The 25,658-nt window shown below is 67.8% G+C and carries 29 protein-coding genes and 1 tRNA gene; 19 read left to right on the top strand and 11 right to left on the bottom strand.

All coding sequences use genetic code 11. The annotated features are described in order from the left end of the window. Window positions 1-64: 64 nt before the first annotated feature. The 4 genes from A5700_RS06365 (at window position 65) to A5700_RS06355 (ending at window position 2,834) form a co-directional block, all read left to right on the top strand. The gene (locus tag A5700_RS06365; RefSeq protein WP_068071314.1) at window positions 65-304 is read left to right on the top strand and encodes a hypothetical protein; all 240 of its coding nucleotides are present in this window, start codon (window positions 65-67) and stop codon (window positions 302-304) included. 23 nt (window positions 305-327) lie between these two features. Then, complete coding sequence (locus tag A5700_RS25975) at window positions 328-483, top strand: DUF6131 family protein (protein ID WP_156671101.1); 156 nt, start codon at window positions 328-330, stop codon at window positions 481-483. 148 nt (window positions 484-631) lie between these two features. Then, on the top strand, window positions 632-1,336 hold the full coding sequence (tcrX, locus tag A5700_RS06360) for a two-component system response regulator TcrX (protein ID WP_068071316.1): 705 nt from the start codon (window positions 632-634) through the stop codon (window positions 1,334-1,336). Further along, window positions 1,314-2,834, top strand: coding sequence for a cell wall metabolism sensor histidine kinase WalK (locus A5700_RS06355; RefSeq protein ID WP_068071318.1), 1,521 nt, complete (start codon window positions 1,314-1,316; stop codon window positions 2,832-2,834). Before tcrX ends, A5700_RS06355 begins: the two co-directional genes overlap by 23 nt. On the opposite strand, the gene A5700_RS06350 is transcribed toward A5700_RS06355, so the two are convergent. After that, entirely contained in the window at window positions 2,827-3,288 is a 462-nt protein-coding gene (locus A5700_RS06350) for a lipoprotein LpqH (RefSeq protein WP_068071320.1), read from the bottom strand. The two genes, A5700_RS06355 and A5700_RS06350, sit on opposite strands and share 8 nt — an antisense overlap. Window positions 3,289-3,467: 179 nt before the next feature. Here A5700_RS06350 and A5700_RS06345 point away from each other — a divergent pair, with 179 nt between their 5' ends. Then, window positions 3,468-5,342: an alkyl/aryl-sulfatase gene (locus A5700_RS06345; RefSeq protein WP_231991382.1), complete on the top strand. Its 1,875-nt coding sequence runs from the start codon at window positions 3,468-3,470 to the stop codon at window positions 5,340-5,342. A gap of 5 nt (window positions 5,343-5,347) precedes the next feature. Here the strand turns inward: A5700_RS06345 and A5700_RS06340 are convergent, their stop codons facing one another. Genes A5700_RS06340 through A5700_RS06320 form a run of 5 tightly spaced genes read right to left on the bottom strand, consistent with a single transcriptional unit; the run spans window position 5,348 to window position 10,022 of the window. Beyond that, window positions 5,348-6,316: an NADPH:quinone oxidoreductase family protein gene (locus A5700_RS06340; protein ID WP_068071324.1), complete on the bottom strand. Its 969-nt coding sequence runs from the start codon at window positions 6,314-6,316 to the stop codon at window positions 5,348-5,350. Beyond that, window positions 6,316-6,930 (bottom strand): TetR/AcrR family transcriptional regulator, encoded by a 615-nt coding sequence (locus A5700_RS06335; protein ID WP_068071326.1) that lies wholly within the window; start codon window positions 6,928-6,930, stop codon window positions 6,316-6,318. Before A5700_RS06335 ends, A5700_RS06340 begins: the two co-directional genes overlap by 1 nt. Further along, on the bottom strand, window positions 6,911-8,194 hold the full coding sequence (locus A5700_RS06330) for an acyl-CoA dehydrogenase family protein (RefSeq protein ID WP_068071328.1): 1,284 nt from the start codon (window positions 8,192-8,194) through the stop codon (window positions 6,911-6,913). Before A5700_RS06330 ends, A5700_RS06335 begins: the two co-directional genes overlap by 20 nt. A 15-nt stretch (window positions 8,195-8,209) precedes the next feature. Beyond that, complete coding sequence (locus A5700_RS06325) at window positions 8,210-8,974, bottom strand: SDR family NAD(P)-dependent oxidoreductase (RefSeq protein WP_068071438.1); 765 nt, start codon at window positions 8,972-8,974, stop codon at window positions 8,210-8,212. 1 nt (window position 8,975) lies between these two features. Then, window positions 8,976-10,022 carry a phosphotransferase family protein gene (locus tag A5700_RS06320; RefSeq protein WP_068071330.1) on the bottom strand — a complete coding sequence of 349 codons (1,047 nt, stop codon included), beginning with the start codon at window positions 10,020-10,022 and terminating at the stop codon, window positions 8,976-8,978. Between the two features lie 108 nt (window positions 10,023-10,130). Between A5700_RS06320 and A5700_RS06315 the strand changes: the two genes are divergently transcribed. Further along, a complete protein-coding gene (locus A5700_RS06315) occupies window positions 10,131-10,769 on the top strand; it encodes a histidine phosphatase family protein (protein ID WP_068071332.1) in 639 nt (212 codons plus the stop codon). Between the two features lie 74 nt (window positions 10,770-10,843). Beyond that, on the top strand, window positions 10,844-11,893 hold the full coding sequence (locus tag A5700_RS06310) for a phosphotransferase family protein (protein ID WP_068071334.1): 1,050 nt from the start codon (window positions 10,844-10,846) through the stop codon (window positions 11,891-11,893). A 16-nt stretch (window positions 11,894-11,909) separates the two neighbouring features. Here the strand turns inward: A5700_RS06310 and A5700_RS06305 are convergent, their stop codons facing one another. Then, on the bottom strand, window positions 11,910-12,281 hold the full coding sequence (locus tag A5700_RS06305) for a lipopolysaccharide assembly LapA domain-containing protein (RefSeq protein ID WP_068071336.1): 372 nt from the start codon (window positions 12,279-12,281) through the stop codon (window positions 11,910-11,912). 102 nt (window positions 12,282-12,383) lie between these two features. Between A5700_RS06305 and A5700_RS06300 the strand changes: the two genes are divergently transcribed. The 5 genes from A5700_RS06300 to A5700_RS06280 are packed head-to-tail and all read left to right on the top strand — an operon-like array spanning window position 12,384 to window position 16,428. Next, window positions 12,384-13,334, top strand: coding sequence for an ABC transporter substrate-binding protein (locus tag A5700_RS06300; RefSeq protein WP_068071338.1), 951 nt, complete (start codon window positions 12,384-12,386; stop codon window positions 13,332-13,334). After that, a complete protein-coding gene (locus tag A5700_RS06295; protein ID WP_068071340.1) occupies window positions 13,331-14,431 on the top strand; it encodes an ABC transporter ATP-binding protein in 1,101 nt (366 codons plus the stop codon). Before A5700_RS06300 ends, A5700_RS06295 begins: the two co-directional genes overlap by 4 nt. 3 nt (window positions 14,432-14,434) lie before the next feature. Then, complete coding sequence (locus A5700_RS06290) at window positions 14,435-15,115, top strand: ABC transporter permease (RefSeq protein WP_068071342.1); 681 nt, start codon at window positions 14,435-14,437, stop codon at window positions 15,113-15,115. Then, entirely contained in the window at window positions 15,112-15,828 is a 717-nt protein-coding gene (locus A5700_RS06285; RefSeq protein WP_068071343.1) for an ABC transporter permease, read from the top strand. Before A5700_RS06290 ends, A5700_RS06285 begins: the two co-directional genes overlap by 4 nt. Further along, the gene (locus A5700_RS06280; RefSeq protein WP_068071345.1) at window positions 15,829-16,428 is read left to right on the top strand and encodes a putative glycolipid-binding domain-containing protein; all 600 of its coding nucleotides are present in this window, start codon (window positions 15,829-15,831) and stop codon (window positions 16,426-16,428) included. It begins immediately after the preceding gene. Here the strand turns inward: A5700_RS06280 and A5700_RS06275 are convergent. Next, complete coding sequence (locus A5700_RS06275; RefSeq protein WP_082959629.1) at window positions 16,391-17,335, bottom strand: prephenate dehydrogenase; 945 nt, start codon at window positions 17,333-17,335, stop codon at window positions 16,391-16,393. The two genes, A5700_RS06280 and A5700_RS06275, sit on opposite strands and share 38 nt — an antisense overlap. Window positions 17,336-17,475: 140 nt before the next feature. On the opposite strand from A5700_RS06275, the gene A5700_RS06270 reads away from it, so the two are divergent. The 5 genes from A5700_RS06270 to A5700_RS06250 all read left to right on the top strand — a co-directional run bounded on the left by A5700_RS06270 (window position 17,476) and on the right by A5700_RS06250 (window position 20,267). Next, window positions 17,476-17,997: a tRNA adenosine deaminase-associated protein gene (locus tag A5700_RS06270; RefSeq protein WP_068071349.1), complete on the top strand. Its 522-nt coding sequence runs from the start codon at window positions 17,476-17,478 to the stop codon at window positions 17,995-17,997. Window positions 17,998-18,093: 96 nt separating this feature from the next. Then, window positions 18,094-18,552, top strand: a complete 459-nt coding sequence (locus tag A5700_RS06265; protein WP_068071351.1) for a nucleoside deaminase — start codon at window positions 18,094-18,096, stop codon at window positions 18,550-18,552. Between the two features lie 29 nt (window positions 18,553-18,581). Continuing rightward, a tRNA-Ser gene (locus A5700_RS06260) sits at window positions 18,582-18,671 on the top strand. A gap of 162 nt (window positions 18,672-18,833) precedes the next feature. After that, window positions 18,834-19,649: a phosphohydrolase gene (locus A5700_RS06255; RefSeq protein WP_156671100.1), complete on the top strand. Its 816-nt coding sequence runs from the start codon at window positions 18,834-18,836 to the stop codon at window positions 19,647-19,649. Window positions 19,650-19,802: 153 nt separating this feature from the next. After that, complete coding sequence (locus A5700_RS06250) at window positions 19,803-20,267, top strand: CAP domain-containing protein (protein ID WP_197502868.1); 465 nt, start codon at window positions 19,803-19,805, stop codon at window positions 20,265-20,267. A 142-nt stretch (window positions 20,268-20,409) separates the two neighbouring features. Here the strand turns inward: A5700_RS06250 and A5700_RS27380 are convergent, their stop codons facing one another. Genes A5700_RS27380 through A5700_RS06245 form a run of 3 tightly spaced genes read right to left on the bottom strand, consistent with a single transcriptional unit; the run spans window position 20,410 to window position 23,815 of the window. Then, on the bottom strand, window positions 20,410-20,931 hold the full coding sequence (locus A5700_RS27380) for a hypothetical protein (protein WP_369828234.1): 522 nt from the start codon (window positions 20,929-20,931) through the stop codon (window positions 20,410-20,412). Window positions 20,932-20,971: 40 nt separating this feature from the next. Further along, window positions 20,972-22,621, bottom strand: coding sequence for a DUF4185 domain-containing protein (locus A5700_RS25135; RefSeq protein ID WP_082960545.1), 1,650 nt, complete (start codon window positions 22,619-22,621; stop codon window positions 20,972-20,974). Between the two features lie 60 nt (window positions 22,622-22,681). After that, a complete protein-coding gene (locus A5700_RS06245; RefSeq protein WP_068071353.1) occupies window positions 22,682-23,815 on the bottom strand; it encodes a cellulase family glycosylhydrolase in 1,134 nt (377 codons plus the stop codon). A gap of 173 nt (window positions 23,816-23,988) precedes the next feature. Here A5700_RS06245 and A5700_RS06240 point away from each other — a divergent pair, with 173 nt between their 5' ends. Together A5700_RS06240 and A5700_RS06235 are read left to right on the top strand one after the other, a co-directional pair. After that, window positions 23,989-24,375: a DUF2237 family protein gene (locus tag A5700_RS06240; protein ID WP_068071355.1), complete on the top strand. Its 387-nt coding sequence runs from the start codon at window positions 23,989-23,991 to the stop codon at window positions 24,373-24,375. A 10-nt stretch (window positions 24,376-24,385) separates the two neighbouring features. Continuing rightward, the gene (locus A5700_RS06235) at window positions 24,386-25,654 is read left to right on the top strand and encodes a sulfotransferase (RefSeq protein ID WP_068071357.1); all 1,269 of its coding nucleotides are present in this window, start codon (window positions 24,386-24,388) and stop codon (window positions 25,652-25,654) included. Window positions 25,655-25,658 lie beyond the last annotated feature (4 nt).

Genomic DNA, 25,658 nt, shown 5'->3' with positions numbered 1-25,658 from the left:
GCAGGTTTAGACATGAGTCGAATGGGTAACTACTCGCTCCACGAGAAACCTTTTCTCGACCACAATGGAGGTCACCATGCGTGGCAGCGGAATCATCAGCTCGGTTGCCCTGGTTTGGTTGATCATCGGAGTGATCGCAGCGTGGCAGCGCGATTACTTCAAGAACGACCAGACAACCTGCGCATCAGCGGGCACCGTCGCGGTGACCGTGATCGCGGGTCCATTGAATTACTTTGGCGTCAACCCGAAAGTTGCGGATTGCCACCTGCCGCAACCGAGTTCGATGCCAACGTTTCACCTCTAACCCCTCACCTGAACGGAGTTGACATGGTCATCTTGGGAATTGTCCTGCTAGTTCTCGGGTACTTCGTCCACGTACCGATTCTCACCACGCTGGGTGTGGTGCTGCTGGTCATCGGGGCCATCCTGTGGATCCTGGGCTCGGTGGGCCGCCCGGTCGCCGGACGGCGTTACTGGTACTAACCCGCTGGAAAACGGCATCGCGCGGCTGCTCTGCAGTCGCGCGATTTCGTTTCACAGGACACGCATAGGTATGTCATAGCGGCGGCCTAGAGCCCGGCGGATACTGGAACTTGTGACACAGCCCCGAACTTCCGTAGAGCGGGTCGTGATGTGTCGTGCCGACGGCAACCCGATCAACGTCCTGGTGGTGGACGACGAGTCCGTCCTGGCCGAGATGGTGTCGATGGCCCTTCGGTACGAAGGCTGGAACATCGCCACCGCCGGTGACGGCGCGACAGCCATCGCGGCCGCGCGTGCCCAGCGACCCGACGTCGTCGTCCTCGACGTGATGCTGCCCGACATGAGCGGGCTCGACGTCCTGCACAAGCTGCGCGAGGAGAATCCGCAACTGCCCGTGCTGTTGCTCACGGCCAAGGACGCGGTCGAGGACCGCATCGCCGGGCTCACCGCCGGCGGCGATGACTATGTCACCAAGCCGTTCAGCATCGAAGAGGTGGTCCTGCGGCTGCGGGCGCTGTTGCGCCGCACCGGCGTGACGACGGTGGACAGCGGGGCCCAGTTGGTGGTGGGAGACCTGGTTCTGGACGAGGACAGCCACGAGGTCACCCGCGCCGGTGAGCCAATCTCGTTGACCTCCACCGAGTTCGAGTTGCTGCGCTTCATGATGCGCAACTCCAAGCGGGTGCTGAGCAAGGCGCAGATCCTGGACCGGGTGTGGAGCTACGACTTTGGCGGCCGATCCAACATCGTCGAGCTCTACATCTCCTACCTGCGCAAGAAGATCGACAACGGTCGCGAACCCATGATTCACACGCTGCGCGGCGCAGGTTATGTCCTCAAGCCGGCCCGCTGACACGGGGCGGGTCTGGTCCCTTCGGTTGCGGCTGCTCGTCGGGCAGATCGTCGTCCTGGCCTGCGTGTGCGTGGGCATCACCGCGGTCACGGAGCTGGCGCTCAACCACCACCTGGTCAAGCAACTCGACGGGCAGCTCGCCGGGACCTCCTACCGGTCCGCCTTGATGTATCCCGATCCGCCGCATTCGGGATGGCGGCATCAGCACTTCTACCCCAGGCCGGGCCCCGGTCCGCGCTTTTTGGACGCGCCGGGCCAGCCGGCGGGCATGGTGGCCGCGGTCGTCAGCCACGGGCAGACGGTCGATGCCGGCTACACCACGGCCAGCGGCGAGCGCGCCGAGCTGACGCCTACGGCCCAGCGCCAGTTGGCCGAAATCGCCGACGGCCGTAGGCCCGTCACCCTGGATCTCAACGGCTTGGGTCGCTACCGGGTAATCGCCGCGCCCAGCCGCAACGGGGGCGACGTCATCGTCACCGGGCTGTCCATGGCCAACATCGACGCCACCCTGATGCGGATGCTGGTGATCTTCGGGATCGTCACGGCGGTCGCGCTGGGCGCCGCGACCACCGCCGGCGTCGTCATCATCCGCCGTGCGCTGGCGCCGCTGCGCCGCGTCGCCCAGACGGCGAGCAAGGTGGCCGACCTGCCGCTGTCGCGCGGTGAGGTCGAATTGCCGGTGCGGGTGCGGGAATCGGACGCGAACCCCGCGACCGAGGTGGGCCAGCTCGGGGCGGCCCTGAACCGGATGCTCGACCACATCGCGGCCGCGCTGTCCGCGCGGCAGGCCAGCGAGACCCGGGTCCGTCAGTTCGTCGCCGACGCCAGCCACGAACTGCGCACCCCGCTGGCGGCGATCCGTGGCTACACCGAGCTGACCCAGCGCATGGGTGACGACCGCGAGGCCGTCGCGCAGGCGTTGAGCCGGGTGGCGTCGGAGACCGAGCGGATGACGCGCCTCGTCGAGGACCTGCTGCTGCTGGCCCGCCTGGACTCGGGCCGGCCGCTGGAACGCGAACCCGTCGACCTGTCGGCGCTGGCGGTGGACGCCGTCAGCGACGCGCACGTCGCCGGGCCCGACCACCAGTGGGAACTCGACCTGCCCGACGAGCCGGTCATGGTCACCGGCGACGCGGCCCGGCTGCACCAGGTGCTGGCCAACCTGTTGGCCAACGCCCGCGTCCACACCGGCGCCGGCACCGTCGTGACCACGCGGTTGGCCGCCGAGCCGGAGGACACCGTGCTCCAGGTCATCGACAACGGACCCGGAATCCCCGCGACATTGCAGTCCGAGGTCTTCGAGCGCTTCGCGCGCGGCGACTCCTCCCGTTCCCGCAAGGGCGGCAGCACCGGGCTGGGCCTGGCGATCGCGTCGGCGGTGGTCAAGGCGCACCACGGCACGATCAGCGTGGACAGCGCGCCCGGCCGCACCGCGTTCACGGTGCGGTTGCCACTCAACGGGGCGAATGGCAACCGCCGGCCGGAGACCCCTAGCTAGAGCAGGTCACGTCGATCTCGAAGGGCTTGTTCACCGTCTGCGTCGGGTTGGCCATGTCGACCCCCGTCGCGGTGCCGGTGATCTTGTAGTGGTTGCCGTCCTTGGTCGCCGACGCGTTACCGCCGACTCCGCCTTGGGTGTAGGCCAGCGTGACACCGTTGACGTTGCCCAGGCCCACCGACTTCACCTGCGGGGGGTTTCCGTCACTCAGGACCGCCCCGATGCCGGTGGCTTTCTCGCCGATCGCGATGTTGACGGTGCCGCCGGCGGTGTTGCACGCCACCGAGCCGGCCACGTTCTGGTTCTTGCCGTCGATGGTCACCGTGGGGCCGCTGCCGCCGCCCGAGGTGTTCCCGCCGGAGCTGCCGTTCGACGATTTGTTGCTCGAACAGCCGGAAATGCCGGCGGCCAGAATTGCCACTCCTACCGCGGCGATCGTCAGTTCACGCTTCACCTGGACTCCTTTGCCCGAAGTTGCGGTCCTCGGCATTGAGGGCCGTGGAGGCAGTATGAGGGTTAACTGAGCCCGAGATCCAGGCCCCCGAGAAATTGTTTCTGTGTTCATTAATTGGTCGGCGTAAAGCAGCGTGAATGGCCTGCGCGGAATGGCGGATTAATGGCAATGTAGCGGCCGTGGACCGCACACCTGTCAGCCCAGTGATCGAGTCGGCGCATCGAGCGCACCACCTGCCTTTCGACGACACCGCCGACTTCGCCGACGCCGACCGCGGCTTCATCGCCGCGTTGTCGCCCTGCGTCATCACGGCGGCCGACGGGCGAGTGGTATGGGACAACGACGCGTATGCCTTCTTGGACGGCCAGGCGCCGGCCTCGGTGCACCCCAGCCTGTGGCGGCAGTCGTCCCTGGCCGCCAAACAGGGTCTCTACGAGGTGGTTTCGGGGATCTACCAGGTCCGCGGGTTCGACCTCTCGAACGTCACCTTCGTCGAGACCGACACCGGCGTCATCGTCATCGACCCGCTGGTGTCGACGGAGGTCGCCGCGGCGGCGCTGCAGCTGTATCGCGAGCACCGGGGCGGCGACCGGCCCGTCGTGGCGGTGATCTACACCCATAGCCACGTCGACCACTTCGGCGGCGTCCTCGGCGTCACCTCGCAGGCCGAGGTCGACTCCGGCGCCGTGGCCGTCTTGGCGCCCGAAGGCTTTACCGAACACGCCGTCCAGGAGAACGTCTACGCCGGGCCCGCGATGACCCGCCGCGCCACGTACATGTACGGGTCGCTGCTGCCCCGGGGGCCCCGGGACCAGGTGGGGTGCGGGCTAGGTCAGGCCGCGTCGACGGGCGAGGTGGCCATCATCGTCCCGACCGTCGACATCCGCGCCACCGGCGAGACGCACATCATCGACGGCGTCGAGATCGAGTTCCAGATGGCCCCGGGCACCGAGGCACCGGCCGAAATGCACTTCTATTTTCCGGGTTTTCGCGCGCTGTGCATGGCCGAGAACGCGACCCATAACCTGCACAACCTGTTGACCCTGCGCGGCGCGCTGGTGCGCGACCCCCGCGCCTGGGCGGGATACCTCACGGAGGCGATCGACGCCTTCGGTGACCGCGCCGACGTGGTGTTCGCGTCGCATCACTGGCCCACCTGGGGGCGCGACGACATCGTCGCGTTCCTGTCGCTGCAGCGCGACCTGTACGCCTACCTGCACGACCAGACGCTACGGCTGCTCAACCGGGGATTCACCGGCGTGGAGATCGCCGAGATGTTCCAGATGCCGCCGGCGCTGGAGCGGGCGTGGCACGCCCGCGGCTACTACGGCTCGGTCAGCCACAACGTCAAGGCGATCTATCAGCGATACATGGGCTGGTTCGACGGCAACCCGGGGCGGCTGTGGCCGCACCCGCCGGAGGCGCTGGCGCCCCGTTACGTGGCGGCGATGGGCGGCATCGACCGTGTCGTCGAGCTGGCCCAGCAGGCCTTCGATGGCGGTGACTTCCGTTGGGCCGCAACCCTGCTCGACCATGCGATGTTCACCGACAGCAAGCATCCCGGCGCCCGCGGCCTGTACGCCTCGACCCTTGAGCAGCTGGCCTACGGGGCCGAGAACGCCACGTGGCGCAACTTCTTCCTGAGCGGGGCGACGGAACTGCGCGACGGCAACTTCGGCACGGCGGCGCAGGTCGCCTCGGCGACCATGCTCGCCCAGCTCTCTGCGGAGCAGATCTTCGACAGCCTGGCCATCCGCGTCGACGGGCCGCGCGGTTGGGGCCTCGACATCACCATCGACCTCGCGTTCGCCGATGCGGCCGTCAACTACCGGCTGACCTTGCGCAACGGCGTGCTGGTCCACCGCCAGGCGCCCGCGGATCCGCCCACGGCCACCGTCACCCTCGAGCTGGCCGGCAAGGACCGGCTGCTGGCCGTCGCCTTCGGCGATTTCACGTCACCGGGGCTGACGGTCTCCGGGGATGCGTCTGCGCTGCAAGCCTTTTTGGGTGTGCTGGATCGACCCGACCCCGGATTCAACATCGTCACGCCCTGACCCGGTCAGGCGACGTCGATGACGACCTTGCCCAACACCTTTCGATCGGCCACGTAGCGCAGCGCGGCGGCGGTCTCGGCCAACGGGAACCGGGCGCCGATGTAGGGCCGAACGGTGCCGTCGGCGAACATCCGCGACAACTCGGCCAGGTCGCGCGCGCCCTGCTCGGGATGGTCGGCCATGAACGTGCGAATCTCCATGCCCCGCACGCAGACATCCTTCAACAGAACCAGGTTCAGCGGTATCGCCGGGATGGTGCCCGTCGCGTAGCCCAGCGTGACGAAGGTGCCGCCCCGGGCGAGCGCGCGTAGCGCCGGTTCGGCGTACCCGCCGCCGACGGGATCCAGCACCACGCGCGCGGCGTCGCCGGTGAGCTCGCGGATCCGCGACTTGAGGTCTTCGCGGTCGTAGTCGACGGTGGCCTCGGCGCCGCGCTCGCGGCACAGCGCGAGTTTGTCCGCGCTCGACGCGGCGGCCAGCACGCGAGCCTTCATCGCGACCGCCAGATCGACCGCGGCGAGCCCGACCCCGCCCGCGGCGCCCAGCACCACCACCCAGTCGCCCGGTGCGACGGCCGCGGTCGACCGCAGGGCGTGGTAGGCCGTGCGATAGGTGACGCCGAAGGCCGCGGCGGAGGCGAAGTCGGCGTCGTCGGGCACGCTCTGCGCCTGGGCCGCGTCCAGCAGCGCCCGCTCGGCGAAGGCCCCGAACGTCGTTCCGGCCACCCGCTGGCCCGGGGCGAACGACGCTCCTTCACCGGCGGCGATGACCTCGCCCGCGATTTCGTTGCCGGGGATGAACGGTGGCGGGATCTTGACCTGGTATTTGCCCGCGATGAACAGCACGTCGGGGAAATTGACCGCCGCGGCGCGCACCCGCACCAACAGCTGACCGGGACCGGGTACGGGGTCGTCGACGTCGTCGACGACGAGATCCTCCGGCGTGCCGTAGGCCCGGCAAATCACAGCGCGCATCAGCTGACTCCCAGTCCGTGTAGACAGAATTGCACCACATGCGCGATGTCGTCGGGCGTGGGCCGCTCGGTCGAGCCGACGTAGCGCCGCAGGGTGTGGGCGGTGCAGCCGAAGACTGCCTCGACGTCGCGCTCGACGTCGCTGCTGCCCAGCGCCGCAACGGGTTCGACCAGTAGCGCGCGCAGCGGTCGCAGTATCTCCCGGTCGGCCGTCCGGCTGGCGACCGGCAGCTGCCCGGCCGCGGCCCGGCTCATGCTGATCAGGTGGGGGTCGGCCACCTGGGCGAGCGTGCCCTCGATCCACCGCGCGATCTGGTCGCGCGGCGTCGATTCCTTCGCCATCCGGTGCTGCAGGTAAGACACCACGAGGGCGACGCCGCGCTCCATGACGGCCAGGATCAGATCGTCCTTGCCCGCGAAGTACCGGTAGAAAGCCTTGTTCGACGACCCGGCCTCGGCGACGATGTCGCTGACCCGCGGCGGGTCGGGCGCCACCCGTTCCATGACGCGCACCGCGGCGGCCAGGATGCGCTCCACCTCCTCGGTGGCCTCGCGCTGCCGCTCGTCGAGCGCGCGCTCGACCGCCGCCGCGACCCTAGAGGTCAACGAGCTCACCGTATTTGGCGCGCGCGGCCGCGCGCCGCACCGCCAGCATCTCACTGGGCCATTCACTGTCCTCGGCGTCATAGTCCCTGAGCAGCATCCGCGCCAGGTTCACCTTGTGCGCCTCGGTGGGGCCGTCGGCCAGGCCCAGCGCGATGCCGCCCAACAAGACGTTCACCAGGGGCAGTTGGTCGGTGAGGCCGAGCGCGCCGTGCACCTGAATCGCCCGCATCCCAATGGACTTGAGCACCTGTGACGCCAGGATCTTGCACGCGGCGATCTCGGCGCGGGCGGCCAGCTCGTCGCCGCTGTCGATCAGCCAGGCGGCGTGCAGCACGGTCAACCGGAACGGGATCAGCTCGGTGTAGGAGTCGGCGACGAACTGCTGCACGAGTTGCTTGTCGGCCAACGAACTGCCTTGGGTGAAACGACTTTTCGCCCGCCGACTCATCATCTCCACGGCGCGTTGTGCCATCCCGATCGAGCGCATCGCGTGGTGCAACCGCCCACCGGCGAGCCGCGTCTGCAGAATATGGAAGCCCTGCCCCGGCTCGCCCAGCAGTGCCGCGGCGGGCACCCGCACCGCGTCGTAGTGGACCAGCGAGTGGCCGGGCTCGTGCGGTTCGGCGCCCACCAGATGGTGGGTGGCCTCGACGCACAGCCCCGGTGTGCCGGCGGGGATCAAAAACGTCGACGCGCCACGGTGCACGGGTACGTCGGGATCGGTGATGGCCACCACGATGAAAAAGGTTGCTACGGAGGCGTTGGACGAGAAGTACTTTCGGCCGGTGATCACCCAGCCGTCGCCGTCGCGCTCGGCGCGAGTCGTGAAGACGCGGGGATCGGCGCCGCCCTGCGGTTCGGTCATGGAGAAGCAGGAGAAGATCTCGCCGGACAGCAAGCCCGCCAGGTAGCGGTCCTTCTGTTCCGGGGTGCCGAAGCGGGCGATGATCTCGGCGTTGCCGGTATCCGGCGCCTGCGTTCCGAACACGATGGGGGCCCAGGGGCTGCGGCCCAGGATCTCGTTGATCAGGGTCAGCTTGACGGCACCGAACCCCTGACCGCCCAATTCCGGGCCCAGGTGGGGCGCCCACAGGCCCTCGTCGCGGACCCGCTTTTTGAGCGGGTCGACGATGCGGCGGCGCTCGTCGTTGAGCGGCAGGAATTCACAGCCGCCGAACAGCACCTCCAGCGGCTCCACCTCGTCGCGCACGAACCCGCGGATCCAGTCGAGCTTCCGTTGGAATTCGGGCTCGGTGGAGAAGTCCCAGGCCATTCGATTCTCCTCGTGTCAGGGGATCCCGCCGTCGGCCCGCACGATGGACCCGGTGGTGAAGCTGGACGCGTCGGACACCAAAAACAGTGCGGCGCCGACGATTTCGTGAGGATCACCGGCGCGCCGCAGCGACAGATGACCGAACGGCGCGGTCTCGGCGGCCTCGAGATTCCAGGCCTTGCTCACGTCGGTGAGAAAGGGTCCTGCCATCAGCGTGTTGACCCGCACGGCGGGGCCGAAGGCGCGCGCCAGGCCCTCCGTCATCGCGTTCAGTCCGGCCTTAGCGGCGGCGTACGGAATGATGCCGCCGTCCGGCCGCAGCGACCCGGTGGAGCTGACGTTGATGATCGACCCGCGGCCCGCCGCCACCATCCGCTCACCCACCAGCGCCGACAACCGGAACGGGCCCTTGAGATTCAGGTTGACCACGGCGTCGAACAACTTCTCCGTGACGTCGGTGAGCTTGTCGTAGAGCGGCGACATGCCGGCGTTGTTGATCAGCGCGTCCACCTTGCCGAACCGGTCGTAGCTGGCCTCGACCAGCCCGTCGAGTTGGTCCCAGCGGCCGACGTGCACCTGGTAGGGGAGCGCCGAGCGGCCCGTCTGGGCCTCGATCTCTCTGGCGGTGGCCACGCAGTTGTCCATGTTGCGGCTGGCGATCACCACATCGGCTCCGCACCGCGCGGCGGCGAACGCCATCTCGCGGCCAAGGCCCCGGCTGCCGCCGGTGATCAACACCACCCGGTCGGTGAGGTCGAAAAGGGTGTCGGCATAGCCCATTTCAGCGGCCACCGGAAGGCTGGGCGCGGGCGAGCTCGGCGGCCGTGGCGATGAGCTTGGGGATCATCGAACCGAAGGCCGCGCTGATCTTGGGGTCAACCTTGCCGGTCCGTACCCCGGCGGCATAGGTCTTCTCCAGCACGATGCCCAGCTTCCAGTTGGCCAGCACCAGGTAGTAGCCGATGTTCTCGGTGGACAGCCCGCTGACCGCCTCGTAGCGCTCCAGCAGCTCGCTGCGGGCGGGCATCCCGCGCATGTCCAGGTAGAAGCCGTCGGTGCTGGGTTCGTCGCCGTCGTATCCCAACAGCGCCCAGGCCAGGTCCAGCAGCGGGTCCCCGACGGTCGTCATCTCCCAGTCCACGATTGCGGCCAGTCGAGCCGGCTTCCCGTGCGCGAACATGACATTGGCGAACTGGTAGTCCCCGTGCATGATGCCGGGGCGGTACCGCACGGGAATGTTGCGGCGCAGCCAATCCGCGGCGTCGTCGAGCCCCGGCAGGTCGCGGACCTTGTACGAGTTCAGGAAGGCCAACCACCGGTCCACCTGCCGCTCGTGGAAGCCGTCGGGCCGGCCGAAGCCGTCGAGCCCCTGCGCGCGCCAGTCGACCCGGCCGAGCCTGGCCGCGCCCTCGACCAGTTCGAACGCCAGCTGCCGCCGGGCCTGCAGGTCGGTGTCGAACGGCGCCTGCCATCCGCCGTCCATCGGACTCCACCCGTCGATCGCCTGCATCACGTAGAACGGCATCCCGAGAACGCTGCCGGTCTCGTCGGCGGCCACGAGCGCGGCGTGCGGGACGTCGGTCCCCGCCAGCGCCCGCACCAACCGGATCTCCCTGAGGAGGCCGTCGATTCGCGCGGCGTCGGCGCGCGGGCCGGGCATGCGTAACACCAGGCGTTGTCCACCGCGGCGGATCAGGTACAGGGTGTTCTGCGAGCCGCCCTTGAGCTGTTCCAGGACGGGTTCCTCCCCGGCTCCCGGCGCATCGTTCGCGTCGAGCCAGCGCCCAAGCACGCCCGGCTGCACTTGGGTTCCCTCGGCAGTCACCATTGTCCGCACACCCCACTCTCGCTGTGGAGAATAACATTCTCCGGTGGGCCGGTCCGCGCGGCGCATGCAAGGCTGGCAGGGCCAGCCCACCGACGACGGGACGATCCCATGCAACTGCTTCTGGTCCGCCACGCCCTACCGCTGCGCAGCGAACCCGGCGAAGGCTCCGACCCGGAGCTCTCGGCGGAGGGAATAGCGCAGATCGAGCGGCTCCCCGACGCGCTGGCCCGGTTCCCCATCTCGCGGGTGGTGAGCAGTCCGCAACGGCGTGCGATCCAGACCGCGGAACCCGTCGCGGCGGCCCGCGAGCTGACGGTCGAGATCGACGATCGCTTCGCCGAGTACGACCGCGACCTCAAGCTCTACATCCCGGTCGAGCAGATCCGCGCGGAGATGCCTGAGGAGTGGGCGCGCCTGGCGCAGGGCCACCTGCCCAGTGCCGTCGACGAAGACGCGTTCCGCGACCGGGTCCGCGCCGCGGTGGGCGACCTGGTGTCCGCCGCCGACCCCGAGGACACGGTGGCGGTCTTCAGCCACGGCGGCGTGATCAACGTGCTGTTGCACGAAATCCTCGGGACGGCGCGGCTGTTGTCGTTCCCAGTCGACTACGCGTCGGTGACCCGGCTGCTGTACTCCCGGTCCGGGCAAGCCACCGTGGCCGCGGTCAACACCACCGAGCACGTGTGGGATCTGTTGCCCCGCAACCAGCGGCTGCTCGATGACGCGACGGGTGGCGGCTCGGCGTGATCGACGAGACCGCCGAGGCCCGACGATGCCGTGGTGGTGCAGCCCGCCGCCGGCCGCGATGGTAAACAAGATCGGTGACTACAGCTGACCAACTCGAGGGCCTCGACCTGGCCTCGCTGGATCGGTACCTGCGTTCCCTAGGCATCGAACGCGACGGCGAGTTGCGTGGCGAGTTCATCTCCGGCGGGCGGTCCAACCTGACGTTCCGGGTCTACGACGATGCGACCAGCTGGCTGGTGCGACGCCCGCCGCTGCACGGCCTGACCCCGTCGGCGCACGACATGGCCCGCGAATACCGCGTGGTCGCCGCCCTGCAGGACACGCCCGTCCCGGTGGCCCGCACGGTCGCGCTCTGCAAGGACGACGCGGTGCTGGGCGCGCCCTTCCAGATCGTGGAATTCGTTGCCGGGCAGGTGGTCCGCCGCCGTGGTCAGCTCGAGTCGTTCAGCCACACCGTGATCGGCAGCTGCGTCGACTCGCTGATCCGGGTGTTGGTCGATCTGCACAACGTCGACCCGGACGCCGTCGGCCTCGGCGATTTCGGCAAGCCCAGCGGATACCTGGAGCGCCAGGTGCGGCGCTGGGGCTCGCAGTGGGCGCTGGTGCGGCTCCCGGACGATCGGCGCGACGCCGACGTGGAGCGGCTGCACGCGGGCCTGAACGCGGCAATTCCGCAGCAGAGCCGGACCTCGATCGTGCACGGCGACTTCCGCATCGACAACACCATCCTGGACGCGGACGACCCGACGACGGTGCGGGCGGTCGTCGACTGGGAGCTTTCGACGCTGGGCGATCCGCTCTCCGACGCGGCGCTGATGTGCGTGTACCGCGATCCGGCGCTGGACCTCATCGTCAACGCGCAAGCGGCTTGGACCTCACCGCTGCTGCCCAACGCCGACGAACTCGCGGACCGCTACTCGCTGGTCGCGGGCCTACCGCTGGCGCACTGGGAGTTCTACATGGCGTTGGCCTACTTCAAGCTGGCCATCATCGCCGCCGGCATCGACTTCCGTCGGCGGATGTCCGACCAGGCCCGCGGCCTGACGGACAGCGAGCACGCGCCCGAGGTGGTGGCGCCGCTCGTCTCGCGCGGCCTGGCCGAACTCGCCAAGCTGCCGGGTTAGTCGACCGGCAACCGGCCTAGCGCAGTGTGGCCGCGTGATTCTTCTTGGCGGCGCGGCGCAGTTGGACGATGCGCGCGGTCCCGACCGCCACCGTGATCAGGCCGCCGACCACCGCCGCCAACAGGATCGCCACCCCCAACGGGAGGCTCCAGTGCCACATCAGGAACTGAAACCGCGTCGACGCCGTGTTCTGGGTGATGAAAACCAGCAAGGCGATCAGGATCAGGAAGCCGACGGTCAGCGACGACCACAACGCGCCGGCGCGGGTGAACGGGATCGCCGGATCCTTGCGCGCCGCCCCGGCCGGCGGCGTGGCGGCCGCGCCGGTCGGCGGCGGGGCGACAGGCTTGTGCGGCGGCTGGCCGGGCGCAGGGGTGTTGCTGCTCATAGTGTCATCTTTGTCCGATCCGGCGCGGATTGAAACCACACCGCTCACCCCGGTTTGCGCAGGGCCGGTCGCGAGGCCGTCCGAGACGTTAGTGTCGGCGGTATGACGCTCCTGCCGCGGCTGCACGGCGCGATCGCTCAGGCGGCAGTGTGGATGACGGCAATGGCCGTCGCGGCGGCGTGCGGCAACTCCGATCCGCTCGGAGCGCAGGTGCGCAGCCCGACGTCCATTGTCGTCGGGTCCGGTGACTTCACCGAATCGCAGATCATCGCCGAAATTTACGCACAAGCGTTGCAGGCCAACGGGTTCGATGTCGGCCGGCGGATGGGGATCGGCAGCCGAGAGACCTACATCCCGGCGCTCAAGGACCACTCCATCGACCTGGTGCCGGAATACATCGGCAACCTGTTGCTTTATTTCGCGCCCGAATCCCGGGTCACCACCCTCGACGCCGTCGAGGGGGAGTTGGGCGGGCGGCTGCCCGCCGACCTGGCGGTGCTGACCCCGTCGCCGGCCAGCGACACCGACACCGTCACGGTCACGGATCGGACCGCAAACTCCTGGTCCCTCACATCGATCGGCGATCTGGCGGCGCACTCGGCCGACGTCCGATTCGGGGCGCCCGCGGCGTTCGCCACCCGCCCCGCCGGTCTGCCGGGACTGCGGCAGAAATACGGGCTGGTGATCCGGCCCGGGAACTTCCTGGCGATCGACGACGGCGGCGGCGCGGTGACGGTGCGGGCGCTCACCGAGGGGCGGGTCAACGCGGCCAACGTGTTTAGCACCTCGCCCGCGATCCTGCAGAATCACCTGGTTGCCCTCGACGATCCGGAGCACAATTTTCTGGCCGGAAACATTGTGCCGCTGCTTAACTCGCAGAAGAAGTCGGGACGGCTGCGCGACGTGCTGGACGCCGTGTCGGCGAAACTGACCACGGCCGGGGTGGCCGGCCTCAACGCCGCCGTCTCGGGTAACTCCGGCATGGATCCCGACCAGGCGGCGCGAAACTGGGTTCGCGACAACGGTTTCAACCATCCGATCGGGGTGACGTGATCGTTTACGACAAGGTGCGCAAGGCGTTCGCCGACGGCACCACCGCGATCGACGAACTGAATCTGACCGTCCCCGAGGGGAAGCTGACCGTGTTCGTCGGTTCCTCCGGTAGCGGCAAGACCACGGCGCTGCGGATGATCAATCGGATGGTCGAGCCGACGTCGGGCACCGTCACGATCGACGGTACCGACGTGGCCACCCGCAACCCCGTCACGCTGCGCCTGGGCATCGGCTACGTCATCCAGCACGCGGGGCTGATGCCGCATCAGCGGGTGATCGACAACGTGGCGACGGTCCCGGTGTTGCTGGGGCAGCCCCGCCGGGCCGCGCGCGCCGCCGCCTACGACGTGCTCGAGCGCGTCGGCCTGGACACCAAGCTCGCCACCCGCTATCCCGCACAGCTGTCCGGCGGTGAGCAACAGCGGGTCGGGGTGGCGAGGGCGCTGGCCGCCGACCCGCCCATCCTGCTGATGGACGAGCCGTTCTCGGCCATCGACCCGGTGGTGCGTCACGGCCTGCAGGACGAGATCTTGCGGCTGCAAAGTGAATTGCACAAGACGATCGTGTTCGTCACTCACGACATCGACGAGGCGCTCCGGCTCGCCGACAAGGTCGCCGTGTTCAAGGGTGGCGTCCTGCAGCAATACGACGAGCCCGCGCGGTTGCTGTCGCACCCCGCGAACGATTTCGTGGCCAGGTTTATCGGCCTGGGCCGCGGCTACCGGTGGCTGCAGCTCCTCGACGCCACTGGCCTGCCCTTGCGCGAGCTCGACTGTGTGACCGCCGAAACTGTTGCACGACAACACCATTCGGGTGGATGGACGCTGGTGGTGGACCAGGCCGGCGCGCCCGTCGGGTGGCTCGACGCCGACGGGCTGCGCCGGTGCGCGGCCGGCGCCGCGCTGGTCGACAGCATGGGCGCCGTCGGCTCGCTGTTGTTCCCGCGGGGAAACCTCAGCCAGGCGCTGGACGCCGCGCTGTCGTCCCCGTCGGGAGTCGGCGTCGCCGTCGACGAGGGCGGCAAGGTGATCGGCGGGGTGTCGGCCGAGGATGTGCTGGCCGCGGTGGACGCGCGACGACGGGCGTCGGGGCCCTAGGCGATGCATTATCTGCTGACCCACCTCGACGATGCCTGGCGGCTCACGGTCGTGCACCTGCGGTTGTCGTTGGTGCCGGTGCTCATCGGGCTGGCGATCGCGGTGCCGCTGGGCGCCGCGGTGCGGCCGATCCCGCTGGCCCGCGGGCTGACGACGGCGGTTGCCGGGGTGGTATTCACCATCCCGTCGCTCGCGCTGTTCGTGGCGCTGCCGACGATCATCGGCACCCGCGTCCTCGACGAGGCCAACGTCATGGTGGCGCTCACCGCCTACACCGCGGCCCTGCTGGTGCGCGCGGTGCTCGAGGCGCTCGACGCGGTGCCGGCGGTGGTGCGCGACGCGGCGACGGCGGTCGGCTACCGCCCCCTCGTCCGCGTGGTCAAAGTCGAACTGCCGCTTGCCGTTCCGGTGCTGATCGCCGGCCTACGGGTGGTGGTGGCCACCAACATCGCGATGGTGTCGGTGGGATCGGTGATCGGCATCGGCGGCCTGGGCGCCTGGTTCACGCAGGGCTACCAGACGGATAAGAGCGATCAGATCCTCGCCGGGATCATCGCGCTGCTGGTGCTGGCGATCGCCATCGACGTGCTCATCGTCGTGGCGGGCCGGCTGGCCGCCCCGTGGGAACGCGCCACCACCGGCCAGGGTCCGGTGACCGCGCCAGTTGTGGGGGGTGCCCGGTGAACTTCGTGGGCAGGGCCGTCACCTACCTGTTGACCGCCGACAACTGGACGGGTCCGGTCGGCCTGGCGGCCCGCGTGCTCGAGCACCTCGAGTACACCGCCATCGCGGTGGGCGCGTCGGTGCTGATCGCCGTTCCCCTCGGCCTGATCGTCGGGCACACCCGCCGCGGCACCCTGCTCGTCGTGGGCGCCGTGAACGGGTTGCGCTCGTTGCCGACGCTGGGGGTGCTGCTGCTCGGGACGTTGCTGTTCGGGCTGGGCCTGGGCCCTCCGATAGTGGCCCTGATGCTGCTCGGCGTCCCCGCGCTGCTGGCCGGCACCTACGCGGGCATCACCAGTGTGGAGCCGACGGTCGTCGACGCCGCCCGGGCCATGGGCATGACCGAGACTCAGGTGTTGTTGCGCGCCGAGGTGCCTAACGCGTTGCCGTTGATCCTGGGCGGCTTACGCAACGCGACGCTTCAAGTGGTCGCGACCGCGACCGTCGCCGCCTACGCCAGCCTCGGCGGGCTGGGCAGGTACCTCATCGACGGAATCAAGGAGCGGGAGTTCTCCCTGGCGCTGGTGGGCGCCGTCATGGTGGCCGTACTGGCGCTCGCCCTCGACGGCCTGCTCGCCCTGGCGGTGTGGCTCTCGCAGCCGGGCGCAGGGCGACTGCGCCACACTTATCGGGCACTTCCCTCGCGGGCGGGCTGGACGTCTTACGGTAGATGAGTGAACGCAGCCCCCTCTGATCCCAGTCGGCGCGTGTGGCAAGCAATGCTCACGTGGCGCGCCCAGGACGTCTCCCGGATGGAGTCGGTGCGAATACAGGTGTCCGGCAACAGAATCAAGGCCAACGGCCGCATTGTGGCGGCCGCCACCCCCGGCAATCCGGCGTTCGGCGCGTATTACGACCTGCAGACCGACGAGACGGGCGCGACCAAGCGGCTCGGCATGACCGTCACCTCCGCCGAGCGGGAGCGCGTCATCTCGTTCGCCCGCGACGACGAGAACATGTGGCTGGTGACCGACCATCAGGGGGAGCGGCGCGCGGCCTACAACGGTGCGCTCGATGTCGACGTCGAGTTCAGCCCGTTCTTCAACGCACTGCCGATCCGGCGGCTGAGCCTGCAGCAGCGGGCGGACTCGGTGGCGCTGCCCGTCGTCTATGTGAACCTGCCGGAGATGTCGGTCACGGCGGCCGTGGTGAATTACACCAGCACCGGAACCCTCGACGGCATCAAGCTGCGGTCACCTATCTCCGATACCACCGTGAGCGTCGACGAAGACGGTTTCATCGTGGACTATCCAGGCTTGGCAGAGCGGATCTGATCACCCCGCCCGCGCGCCCGGCGGCGGCCAATTCCTGACGCCAGTTCTCCGCGCCGATGACGATGTGCACGATGTCGGACCGCGGAAAGCTGTCATAGCGCGTCCGGGCAGCGTGCCCGGCTTCGATGAGGTCGGCCACCGGTTCGTGGTGGGCCAGCGCGTCGCGGGCGCGGCTGAGCAGCTCGATGACGCGGTCGGCCGTCGGCGCCAGCTGGTCGGAGTTGGCTTCGCACATCGCGCGCACCAGGTCGGGGGCCGTGGCCGCCACCCGGGTGCCGTCGCGGAACGACCCCGCGGCCAGCGCGAAGGCCAGCGGCACCTCGCCGGCGATGACGGCCAGCGCCTCGGCCAGCAGGTGCGGCAGGTGCGAGATGGCGGCCGCCGCGGCGTCGTGCTCGTCGGACCGGGCCGGCACCACCACCGCGCCACAGTCCAGGGCCAACCGCATCGCCAGCGACCACACCGCGGGGTCCACGTCGTCGTCGACGCTGAGCACCCACGGGGCGCCGGTAAACAGGCCGGCGTGCCCGGCGGTCCAGCCGGAGTGCGCGGTGCCCGTCATCGGGTGACCGCCGACGAAACGGCCGCGCAGCCCGGCCGCGACGACCTCGTCGAGCACCGCCTTCTTCACGCTGGTGACGTCGGTCAGCGGGCAACCGGGGGCAAGGTCGGCGATGTGGCGCAGCATGCCCGCCAACGCCGGCACCGGCACGGCCAGCACGATCAGCGCGCCGGTGTCCGCGGCCCGGTTCAGCGTGGCGGTTAGATCGGTGCTCGCGTCGTAGCCGTCGGCGACCGCGCCGTGGGCACCCTCGACCGAGCGGTTATAGCCGAACACCTGGTAGCCGGCCGCGGTGGCGGCCCGCATGATCGAGCCTCCGATGAGCCCCAGCCCCAGCACGCACACCGGAGTTCGCGAGGAAGGGCTGGCCACACTTAAAAGGTTGGCACATTCGGCAAGCCGCGGCGCCGCCAGATGGGGCGGGGTCGCGGGCGCGGTCGGCGCCGTCTGGTCAGGGGCCTGGTCACGGACTACCGTAAGCGCCCATGGGAGCACAACGGGCCTCTGCCCAGGGCCTGTCCGCGGATACGCCGGACGGTTTTGGCGTCGCGGTCGTGCGTGAAGAGGGCCAGTGGCGCTGCTCTCCCTTGGCCGCCAAATCCCTGACGAGCCTCAAGGCCGCCGAGACGGAACTGCGAGAGCTGCGCAGCTCCGGGGCCGTGTTCGGCCTGCTCGACGTTGACGACGAGTTCTTCGTGATCGTGCGCCCCGCCCCGTCGGGGACGCGGTTGTTGCTGTCGGACGCCACCGCCGCGCTGGACTACGACATCGCCGCCGAGGTCCTGGACAAGCTGGACGCCGACCTCGACCCCGACGACCTCGAGGATTCCGACCCCTTCGAAGAGGGTGACCTGGGGTTGCTGTCGGACATCGGGCTGCCGGAGGCGGTGTTGGGGGTCATCCTCGACGAGACCGACCTCTACGCCGATGAGCAGCTCGGCCGCATCGCCCGCGAGATGGGCTTCGCCGATCAGCTGTCGGCGGTGATCGACCGCCTCGGTCGGTGATCGCGAGCGCGGCCGTGGCGATCGCAAGCCCGGCGCCGCGGGTCGCCACTAATGAGGGAGCCGGGCGAAGCGGGTCGCCGCAGTCAGGCTCGGTCGGTGATCTCTGACGAAGACCTGATCCGGTCCGCTTTGTCCGTCGCGGTGACGGCAGGGCCGCGTGACGTGCCGATCGGCGCGGTGGTGGTCGGCGCCGACGGTTCCGAGCTGGCCCGGGCGGTGAACGCCCGCGAAAAGCTGAGCGACCCGACCGCCCATGCCGAGGTGTTGGCGCTGCGTGCGGCGGCCGGAGTGCTCGGGGACGGCTGGCGGCTGGAGGGCGCCACGCTGGCCGTGACCGTCGAACCCTGCACCATGTGCGCCGGGGCTCTGGTGCTGGCGCGGGTGGCGCGGCTGGTGTTCGGCGCCTGGGAACCCAAGACCGGCGCGGTGGGTTCGCTGTGGGACGTGGTTCGCGATCGTCGGCTCAACCACCGCCCGCAGGTCCGCGGCGGGGTGCTCGCCGCGGAGTGCGCTGCGCCACTGGAGATGTTCTTCGCCAACCAGCGATTGGGGTGAGCGGGCATCGGTTCGGTAAGCTGCTCGGCGGTGGCGTGTCCGAGCGGCCTAAGGAGCACGCCTCGAAAGCGTGTGACGGCTAAAACCGTCCGAGGGTTCAAATCCCTCCGCCACCGCCAAAATCGTCAGCGCGAAAGCGCTGGTGTGCTCGTCCTGCCCCAGCGGGCCGAAGCCAACGCCGAGAGCCGCCTGCGTGCCGCTCTGGGCGCACTCCACTGGCGCTCGGGCCCGATATAGATTCTCACGATGGCCGACGCAGGCTTCAGCTCGCGATCCGCCGCGTGCGTTTATTCGCCGCAATGCGACCTCTGGACGGCGAGCTGATGACCGCCAGAACACCGGATCCGAACCGGTTGGGCGGCCTGAGCTGGACCCGTCGCACCGGCGGCCAGTTGTCGCGGGCCGAGCGCCGACGCCTGGTCGTAGCGACGGCGGTGGGCCAATGGGCCAATGCCGTCGGAAGGGTCAAGCTCGCGCTGGGCGCGGTTCCCGCGGCGGCAGCGCACGTCGACCTCGCCGCATTCCAGGTGCCCGATTCCAGGTTCGCGCGCGAGGCCGAAGAAGCGTGCGCGGAACTGCCGGCGACCCTGCAGGGGCACTCCTATCGCACCTGGCTGTACGGCAACGCGCTCGCGGCGGTCGATGGGTGTCAACTCGACGACGAACTCTTCTATTGCGGGGCGCTGCTGCACGACTACGGCATCGTCAACCCAACGGCGAACCAGGATTTCACCCTCGCCAGCGCCGAGCGAACTCTGGGATGCGCCAATAACACGGGCGTCGCCGACGAGCGCGCCCAGCTGCTCGCCGACGGTATCTGTGTGCACACGACGCCAGGCATCACAATCGACACCGACGGTGCGCTCGGCTGTTATCTGCAATGGGGAGCGATGGTCGACGGTGCGGGACTGCGCGTGTGGGACGTCGCGCCCGGCAACGTCACTGAGGTTCTCAGGCGTTACCCGCGAGGCGACTTCAAGCGTGAACTGGTGACGATGATTCGCGCCGAGGCGGCGGCCGTTCCGCAGGGGCGGTTCGCGCTGCTGGTTCGCTGCGGGATGCCCTTGGCCGTGCGATTGGCGCCATTCGATTCGTGAGACATCTGTAAATCGGTTCTCTATTCGTTGGCAGCAGGACTGTGTCCGCCTCCCCAGCACTGGCTCCCGTGATGGCGAATTTGGAACGCCGCCTGGTCCAGTATGGTTAGCTTGCTTAACGGAAAACAGCACAGCGCTCGGCTAAGAGGCCCTATGACGGACAGAATCAAGATCGTCGCAGTCGTATCCGCTTGCTGTGTCTTGGTCGCCGCTCCTGAAATTCAAGCGCGCGCAGACGGTTTGGGCACAGCGCTGTACACCGGCATCAACGGGTTGCGTTCGCCGTGCGGTGCGATCCGCGACGACGCGCGCCTGACGGCAGCAGCGCAACGGCACGCCGACGACATGCTGCACAGCGGCTTAAGCGGACACATCGGATCGGACGGCTCGTCGCCCCAGACGCGCATCGCCGAGGCGGGTTACAGGACTCACGCCACGGGCGAGATCGTCTATTGGGGCACCGGAACCGCTGCGAACCCGAACCAGGCCCTCGATTCGTGGATGCAAAGCCCGCCGCACCGGGCGATCATCACAAACTGCGCATTCGGTGCGGGCGGCTTCGCCACCGCCTTTGATGGCAACAAAATGACCGCGGTGGGTGACTTCGCGGCGCCTTAAGGCATGGACCCCGAGCTTCCTGACCGTTTCAGCGAGGGGCTGCCACCTACCGGCTGCCGAGAGAACAATTAGCGAACGAAGCTGTCGTCGCGCAGATCTTCTGTGGCCCGGTGGCGAGTAGCCGTCATATCAACTACTGCCTTCACACATGAGGCAGCCAACCCGAACCATGTGGTGAGAGTACAAAGCCACGGCCTTGCGAATCCTTACAGGCCGTCATACCTGAATTGTCCACTCCGCAGATGATGTTATTTACAGATATAGCGTGCAGCGGTGGAAGCGTTTTAATAGGTCGACCATCGATTACTCGCGACGGCTCTCCTTCATTGGTCTGCTTAAGGCCGGTAGTAGTTCCTATCCAATTTACTGCTGCGCCGCTCGCGCCGGGCTTAGTGGTCGCGGGTGGTACCGACGGGAAATTGTTTCCGCTGCACTGTGCTTGATCCGGCACAAAGTTGCATACAACACCATCGGGTGTGATGAAGTAAACGGTCGACAGTGGTGGTCGCCCTGGATTGGGAACATCAATTGTATAGTCGCTCGGGTCAACGGTAGCGTAACGGCTAAGGTCGGGAAACGCGGGTGTATCAGCATGAGCTGTGCAGCCAGCTAGTGAGCTGAGTGAAATAGCACCGACGCAAATAGTCACATGAAGTCTGGTCATTATCACCGCTGCCCATCCCATCGCCGCACACCACCGTACACTAATTACCAAGGTTTAGTTGAAACTCACGCGTGTCGTAGGGTGTGCCAATTGGCTTGTTATTTGGCCCATTAGCTGTGTTCCATTGGCTGACGAACATTCGAAGGTTTTCCAAAGTCGAGCCCGGCAGAATATACCCGCCATACGGCTGGGGCAAAAATTGCGGAGCGTTGCGATCACCGTTCTGCACGACCACCGTCGGGTTGACATCTGAACCGAAGATCTCGGTCGGGCTGGTCCCGACTCGTACTTCGACACTTCCGCCATGGGCGTCTTCGTTAAAACCGGATAAGACAGGCATGCCGCCGATTTCCCGAAAACTGAGCTCACCATAACGGTCGTTTGTCACCTGTACGGGCCGATCCGTCGGCGCGCCCCAGTCCTTCCCCGTCCAGGGCTGCCAGCTGCCGCGATCCCCGACCCTGTCAGGATCTGCCCGATACATGGTGACACCCCGGCTCCGGTCAAAAGAATCGGCGGCGATGTAAACCTTGCCGTCCGAACCCTTATAACCGCTGACTTGAGTGGGCGCTGCATCAGCAGCACGGTAAGAACCTGGAACCATCGTCCATCCATTGGCGGGATCGCCATTTACTTCAACTAGCCACGAAGCCGCCGGGTGGAGGTTCCCCTTGGTGCCGGTCACCATCATGTAAGTTTTTCCACCGGACACGATCGTTCCCGCGGGGAGCGTGTCCTCTATGTGCGCCTTGATCGCTTCATCGGGCATGGGGAAGAGCTCATGGCCAGTTGGATTGCCTTCGGGGACATTTGCGGGTGCCCCGAAGTGTGGACGGCCGTCAGGGTCGAAAGTCACCGGTACGGCTACCGAACGATAGTGTTGGCCCTCCGCAACTTTATTGCCCGAGAATGAGTCCCCAAAGATCGCAAGATATTTGCCCGGCTGTCCGGGAACCTCGATAACTTCACCTAGATCGGCCGCCCCGATGCCAGGAATACCCGGAACGGCTCCGGTACCGGCGATAGGTCCTAGGTCCCTCACAGAATTTTGCAGCGGCTGATCCATGGTGTTGCCGACATCCTGTGGCGGGTCATAGCCCTCGCTATGTAGGGAGCCTTGCGCTTTGTGCAAGGTATCCGCATAAGCGCTGCGAATAGAGATCATCTGCTTCAACGCGTCGCGAACCTCGTCCACGGCGTCGGCGTGGCAAGCGTCGGCGAATTTCCGCAGCTTCGCTGCATGTTCGGGCGGCATGCTCACCTCGGCCAGGTCCGTTTCCGCCGCGTGTTTGAACATGTCGAGCACATGCAGTCGATGATCCAGTCCGGCGATCTCCGCGGCGCCTTGCTTCTGGGCGTCCGCCAAGGCTGCCGCGACGATCTCCAGATCGGCGCCGATCTTGGGCAGCTGCTCGGACTGGTCGCCGAGGGCCTTCGACACCCGCTGAACCTCCGCGGAGTCGTTGATCGGGTTGTCACCGTTTTGGTGGTTCCACGACTCATCGAACCGCTTTCGGGCGAGCTGGAAGACCAGTTCGGCTTCCGCGGTGTGCCGGCCCGCGGCATGGAACGCCTTGGCCAACTGCGAGATCTGAAAGGGCCTACCCGATTGCAGGCTCTGGTTGATCGCCCACGGGTCGCCGCCGGCCGAGGCGATCAGCTCCGGCTCGCTCAAGCTGGTCAGAGTCATCGCCGCCCCCTTCCGCGGTTCAACCCTACTACCGCAACGGGGCCGTTAAACGGCGTCAGCTCAGGCTTGGCTGCCGGCCAACTTCCGGACCGTTTGACCTTCGCTGTCCTGGAAGGGGCGGCCGTCGGGCCGCAACAGGTCGTGGAACCATACTTTCGGAACCGCGCTGTACGGGTGATCCCACGAATCCCAGGGAAAGTACGTCTGGGTTTTTCCGGCCACCAGGCCCCAGTTGATGGCGCCGACGTTGTGGCGCTTGGCGACGGGCAGGATGCTCTCGACGGTGCTGCCCCGCGGCCGCGCCATGTACTCGGTGCAAATGATCGGGCGCCCAAGCGGAGTCAGCTCGCCGATCCGCGACTCGAATCCCGCCGGCTCGGCGTACGAGTGGAACGTGACCACGTCGGCATTGGCGAGCTGGATGTCGCTGATCGGGGTGCGGCCCTTCGGCTCGCCCCAATCCCCATGCCACACACCACTTGTCAGCGGTTGGCTGGGATCCACCGCGCGTGCCCACCGGAAGACCTGGGGCAGCAGGTTGGTCACCAGCTGCTCCTTGTCGCTCCTCTCGGTGCTCTGGTACTGGTGGGCGGGGTTGTCCGGTTCGTTCCACAGGTCCCACCCCAAAATGCGGTCGTCGCTGCGGAATTGGGTCAACACGGACGTGACGTAGTCGTGCATGACCTGCACATAGCGGGGATCGCCGAGGCGGTCCGCCCCCGGGCTCTGCGCCCACCCGGAGTTGTGCACGCCGGGCCGCGGGGCGCGCTGCCGACCGCCCTTCGGGTGCGGGTCCCAGCAGGAGTCGAAGAAGACCAACAGCGGCTTGATCCGATGCCGCGCGGCGATGTCGACGAACTGGGCGAGGCGCGTCTGAAACCCGCGCTGATCCTGCGTCCACAGCTGATCGTGGAGGAACACCCGCGCCGTGTTGTGGCCGTAATACCTGGCCCAGCCGAGCTCGGTGTCGATGCGCCGCGGGTCGAAGGTGTCGGGCTGGAACATCTCGAACTGATTGATCGCGTTGGCCGGAATGTAGTTCGCCCCGACGAGGAAGCCTTGAGCCTGGTACCAGCGGTTGGCGCGGTCGGGTGACCAGCGGCCCGCCTCCTCGGCGGCGGCCCGCGGCGCCTTGGCCAACGCAGCGCCCGCCGCCAGCAGCAGGGGGAGCTTCAGCGCCGTTCGACGTTCCACGGGGTGACCATAGTTTTTCCAAGCGGTTTCCCCGGTATTTGCTCAGGGTGTCGCGTCACCTTGAGTGAAGAATTGTTATCCGCCCGTCACCCCGGCGGTTCGGGCGCGCACACCGGCAACACGAATCGCGAAGTTACTTCAACGTAAGCCCCCGGGGGCGCAATACTGAGCGGGTGCTGGATCGAAACGTGCTGGGCGGCCCGCTGGACCCGTGCGGCAGCGAACCCCTCACCGGTTACTACCGCGACGGCTGCTGCTCGACTGGGGCGGAGGACCGCGGCCGGCATACGATCTGCGCGGTCATGACCGCCGAATTCCTAGAGCACCAACGCTCCATCGGCAACGACCTGTCGACACCGGTTCCCGAATACCGCTTTCCGGGGCTGCTGCCCGGCGACCGCTGGTGCGTCACCGCGCTGAACTGGTTGCGCGCGCACGAGGACGGTTGCGCAGCCCCCGTCGTGCTGGCCTCTACGCACGAGCGCACGCTCGAGGTGGTGCCGCTGGAAACGCTGCAAGAGCACAAGGTCGACGTGCCCGACGACCTGGCCAACCTGTAGGCAGCCAGAAGTGAGCTCAGCCGTTGACGACATCGACCTCGACGACCTGACCTCGCCCGTACTGACCGACCTGCAGCGGCAGATCCTGGAATACACCGAAGCCAAACCTGTCGACTTCGACCTCGACAAGATGCTCGCCGAGGCGGTCCACCAGGCCGGTGTCGGAACGGACATCGACGACCACGACGGCTTCACCGACCGCCTCACCGCCCACGTGGCGGCGATCGAAGGCGACCAGGGTTTGCGCCAACTGACCCGGTCGACGCTGCGGCAGCGCGTGGTCCGCCTGCTGCGCAATCGTTTATCGCTGACCGATCTGCTCAAGCGGTACCCCGAAATCGAATCGATCACCATCGAGAAGCCGTTCGTCGTGGTCGGCATGCCCCGCTCGGGCACCACCCACCTCGTCAACCTCATCGCCGCCGACCCGCGCCGGCGCGCGCTGCCCTACTGGGAAAGCCAGGACCCCATCCCCGCCCGCGGGCAGGGTCCCGACGCCTTCGGTGTCGACCCGCGCTACGCGCGCGCCATGGCCGAACACGACGCGCTGATGGCCAGCGCCCCGTTGGTCGCCGCGATGCACGACCGCTTCCCCGAGGCGATCGAGGAAGAGGTCGAGCTGCTCGACCTCGACCTGGCCGCCTACGTCCTGGAATGGCATGCGCGGGTGCCGGATTGGCGCGACTACTACCTGAGCCTGGACCAGAGCCGGCACTACGCCTACCTCAAGAAGGTGCTGCAGGCGCTGACATTCCTGCGCGGACCGCGAACCTGGGTGCTCAAGAGCCCCCAGCATTGCGAGCAGCTGCGCCCGCTGCTGGCCACCTTCCCCGATGCACTGGTGGCATTCACCCACCGCGATCCCGTCGCGGTGGTCCAGTCGGCGATCACCATGATGGCGTACTCGGATCGGTTGCGGCGCACCAGCATCGATCCGGACTGGCTGCTGACCTATTGGACCGACCGGGTGGACCTGCTGCTCGGCGCCTGTGTGCGCGACCGCGACGCGGTCCCCGCCGAACGCAGCATCGACATCAGCTTTGACCACCTCAACGGCAACGAGATGCCGGTGCTCGAGGAGCTCTACCGGCGCGGCGGCGTGGACCTTCCCGCCAACGTCCGGGACCGCTTCCAGCGCTACCTGCACAGCAATCCCCGGGGCAAGCACGGCAGAATCCGCTACGACCTGCAACGGCACTTCGGCACCTCCGCCGACGAATTGCGCGGCCGGTTCGGCTACTACTTCGACAGGTTCGACGTCCGCCCCGAGAGCGAGTGAAGGA

Source organism: Mycobacterium sp. E1214, assembly GCF_001666755.1.
Taxonomy (GTDB): Bacteria; Actinomycetota; Actinomycetes; order Mycobacteriales; family Mycobacteriaceae; genus Mycobacterium.
Note: the sequence above shows the minus strand (reverse complement) of the source record. Positions and strands in the feature narration are given on the sequence as shown.

Coding starts and splice junctions, on each gene's coding strand:
- A5700_RS06365 (WP_068071314.1), top strand. CDS start 65: ATGGAGGTCACCATGCGTGGCAGCGGAATCATCAGCTCGGTTGCCCTG.
- A5700_RS25975 (WP_156671101.1), top strand. CDS start 328: ATGGTCATCTTGGGAATTGTCCTGCTAGTTCTCGGGTACTTCGTCCAC.
- tcrX (WP_068071316.1), top strand. CDS start 632: ATGTGTCGTGCCGACGGCAACCCGATCAACGTCCTGGTGGTGGACGAC.
- A5700_RS06355 (WP_068071318.1), top strand. CDS start 1,314: ATGTCCTCAAGCCGGCCCGCTGACACGGGGCGGGTCTGGTCCCTTCGG.
- A5700_RS06340 (WP_068071324.1), bottom strand. CDS start 6,316: ATGCGCGCTGTGATTTGCCGGGCCTACGGCACGCCGGAGGATCTCGTC.
- A5700_RS06330 (WP_068071328.1), bottom strand. CDS start 8,194: ATGGCCTGGGACTTCTCCACCGAGCCCGAATTCCAACGGAAGCTCGAC.
- A5700_RS06325 (WP_068071438.1), bottom strand. CDS start 8,974: ATGGGCTATGCCGACACCCTTTTCGACCTCACCGACCGGGTGGTGTTG.
- A5700_RS06320 (WP_068071330.1), bottom strand. CDS start 10,022: ATGGTGACTGCCGAGGGAACCCAAGTGCAGCCGGGCGTGCTTGGGCGC.
- A5700_RS06315 (WP_068071332.1), top strand. CDS start 10,131: ATGCAACTGCTTCTGGTCCGCCACGCCCTACCGCTGCGCAGCGAACCC.
- A5700_RS06305 (WP_068071336.1), bottom strand. CDS start 12,281: ATGAGCAGCAACACCCCTGCGCCCGGCCAGCCGCCGCACAAGCCTGTC.
- A5700_RS06300 (WP_068071338.1), top strand. CDS start 12,384: ATGACGCTCCTGCCGCGGCTGCACGGCGCGATCGCTCAGGCGGCAGTG.
- A5700_RS06290 (WP_068071342.1), top strand. CDS start 14,435: ATGCATTATCTGCTGACCCACCTCGACGATGCCTGGCGGCTCACGGTC.
- A5700_RS06270 (WP_068071349.1), top strand. CDS start 17,476: ATGGGAGCACAACGGGCCTCTGCCCAGGGCCTGTCCGCGGATACGCCG.
- A5700_RS06250 (WP_197502868.1), top strand. CDS start 19,803: ATGACGGACAGAATCAAGATCGTCGCAGTCGTATCCGCTTGCTGTGTC.
- A5700_RS27380 (WP_369828234.1), bottom strand. CDS start 20,931: ATGACCAGACTTCATGTGACTATTTGCGTCGGTGCTATTTCACTCAGC.
- A5700_RS25135 (WP_082960545.1), bottom strand. CDS start 22,621: ATGACTCTGACCAGCTTGAGCGAGCCGGAGCTGATCGCCTCGGCCGGC.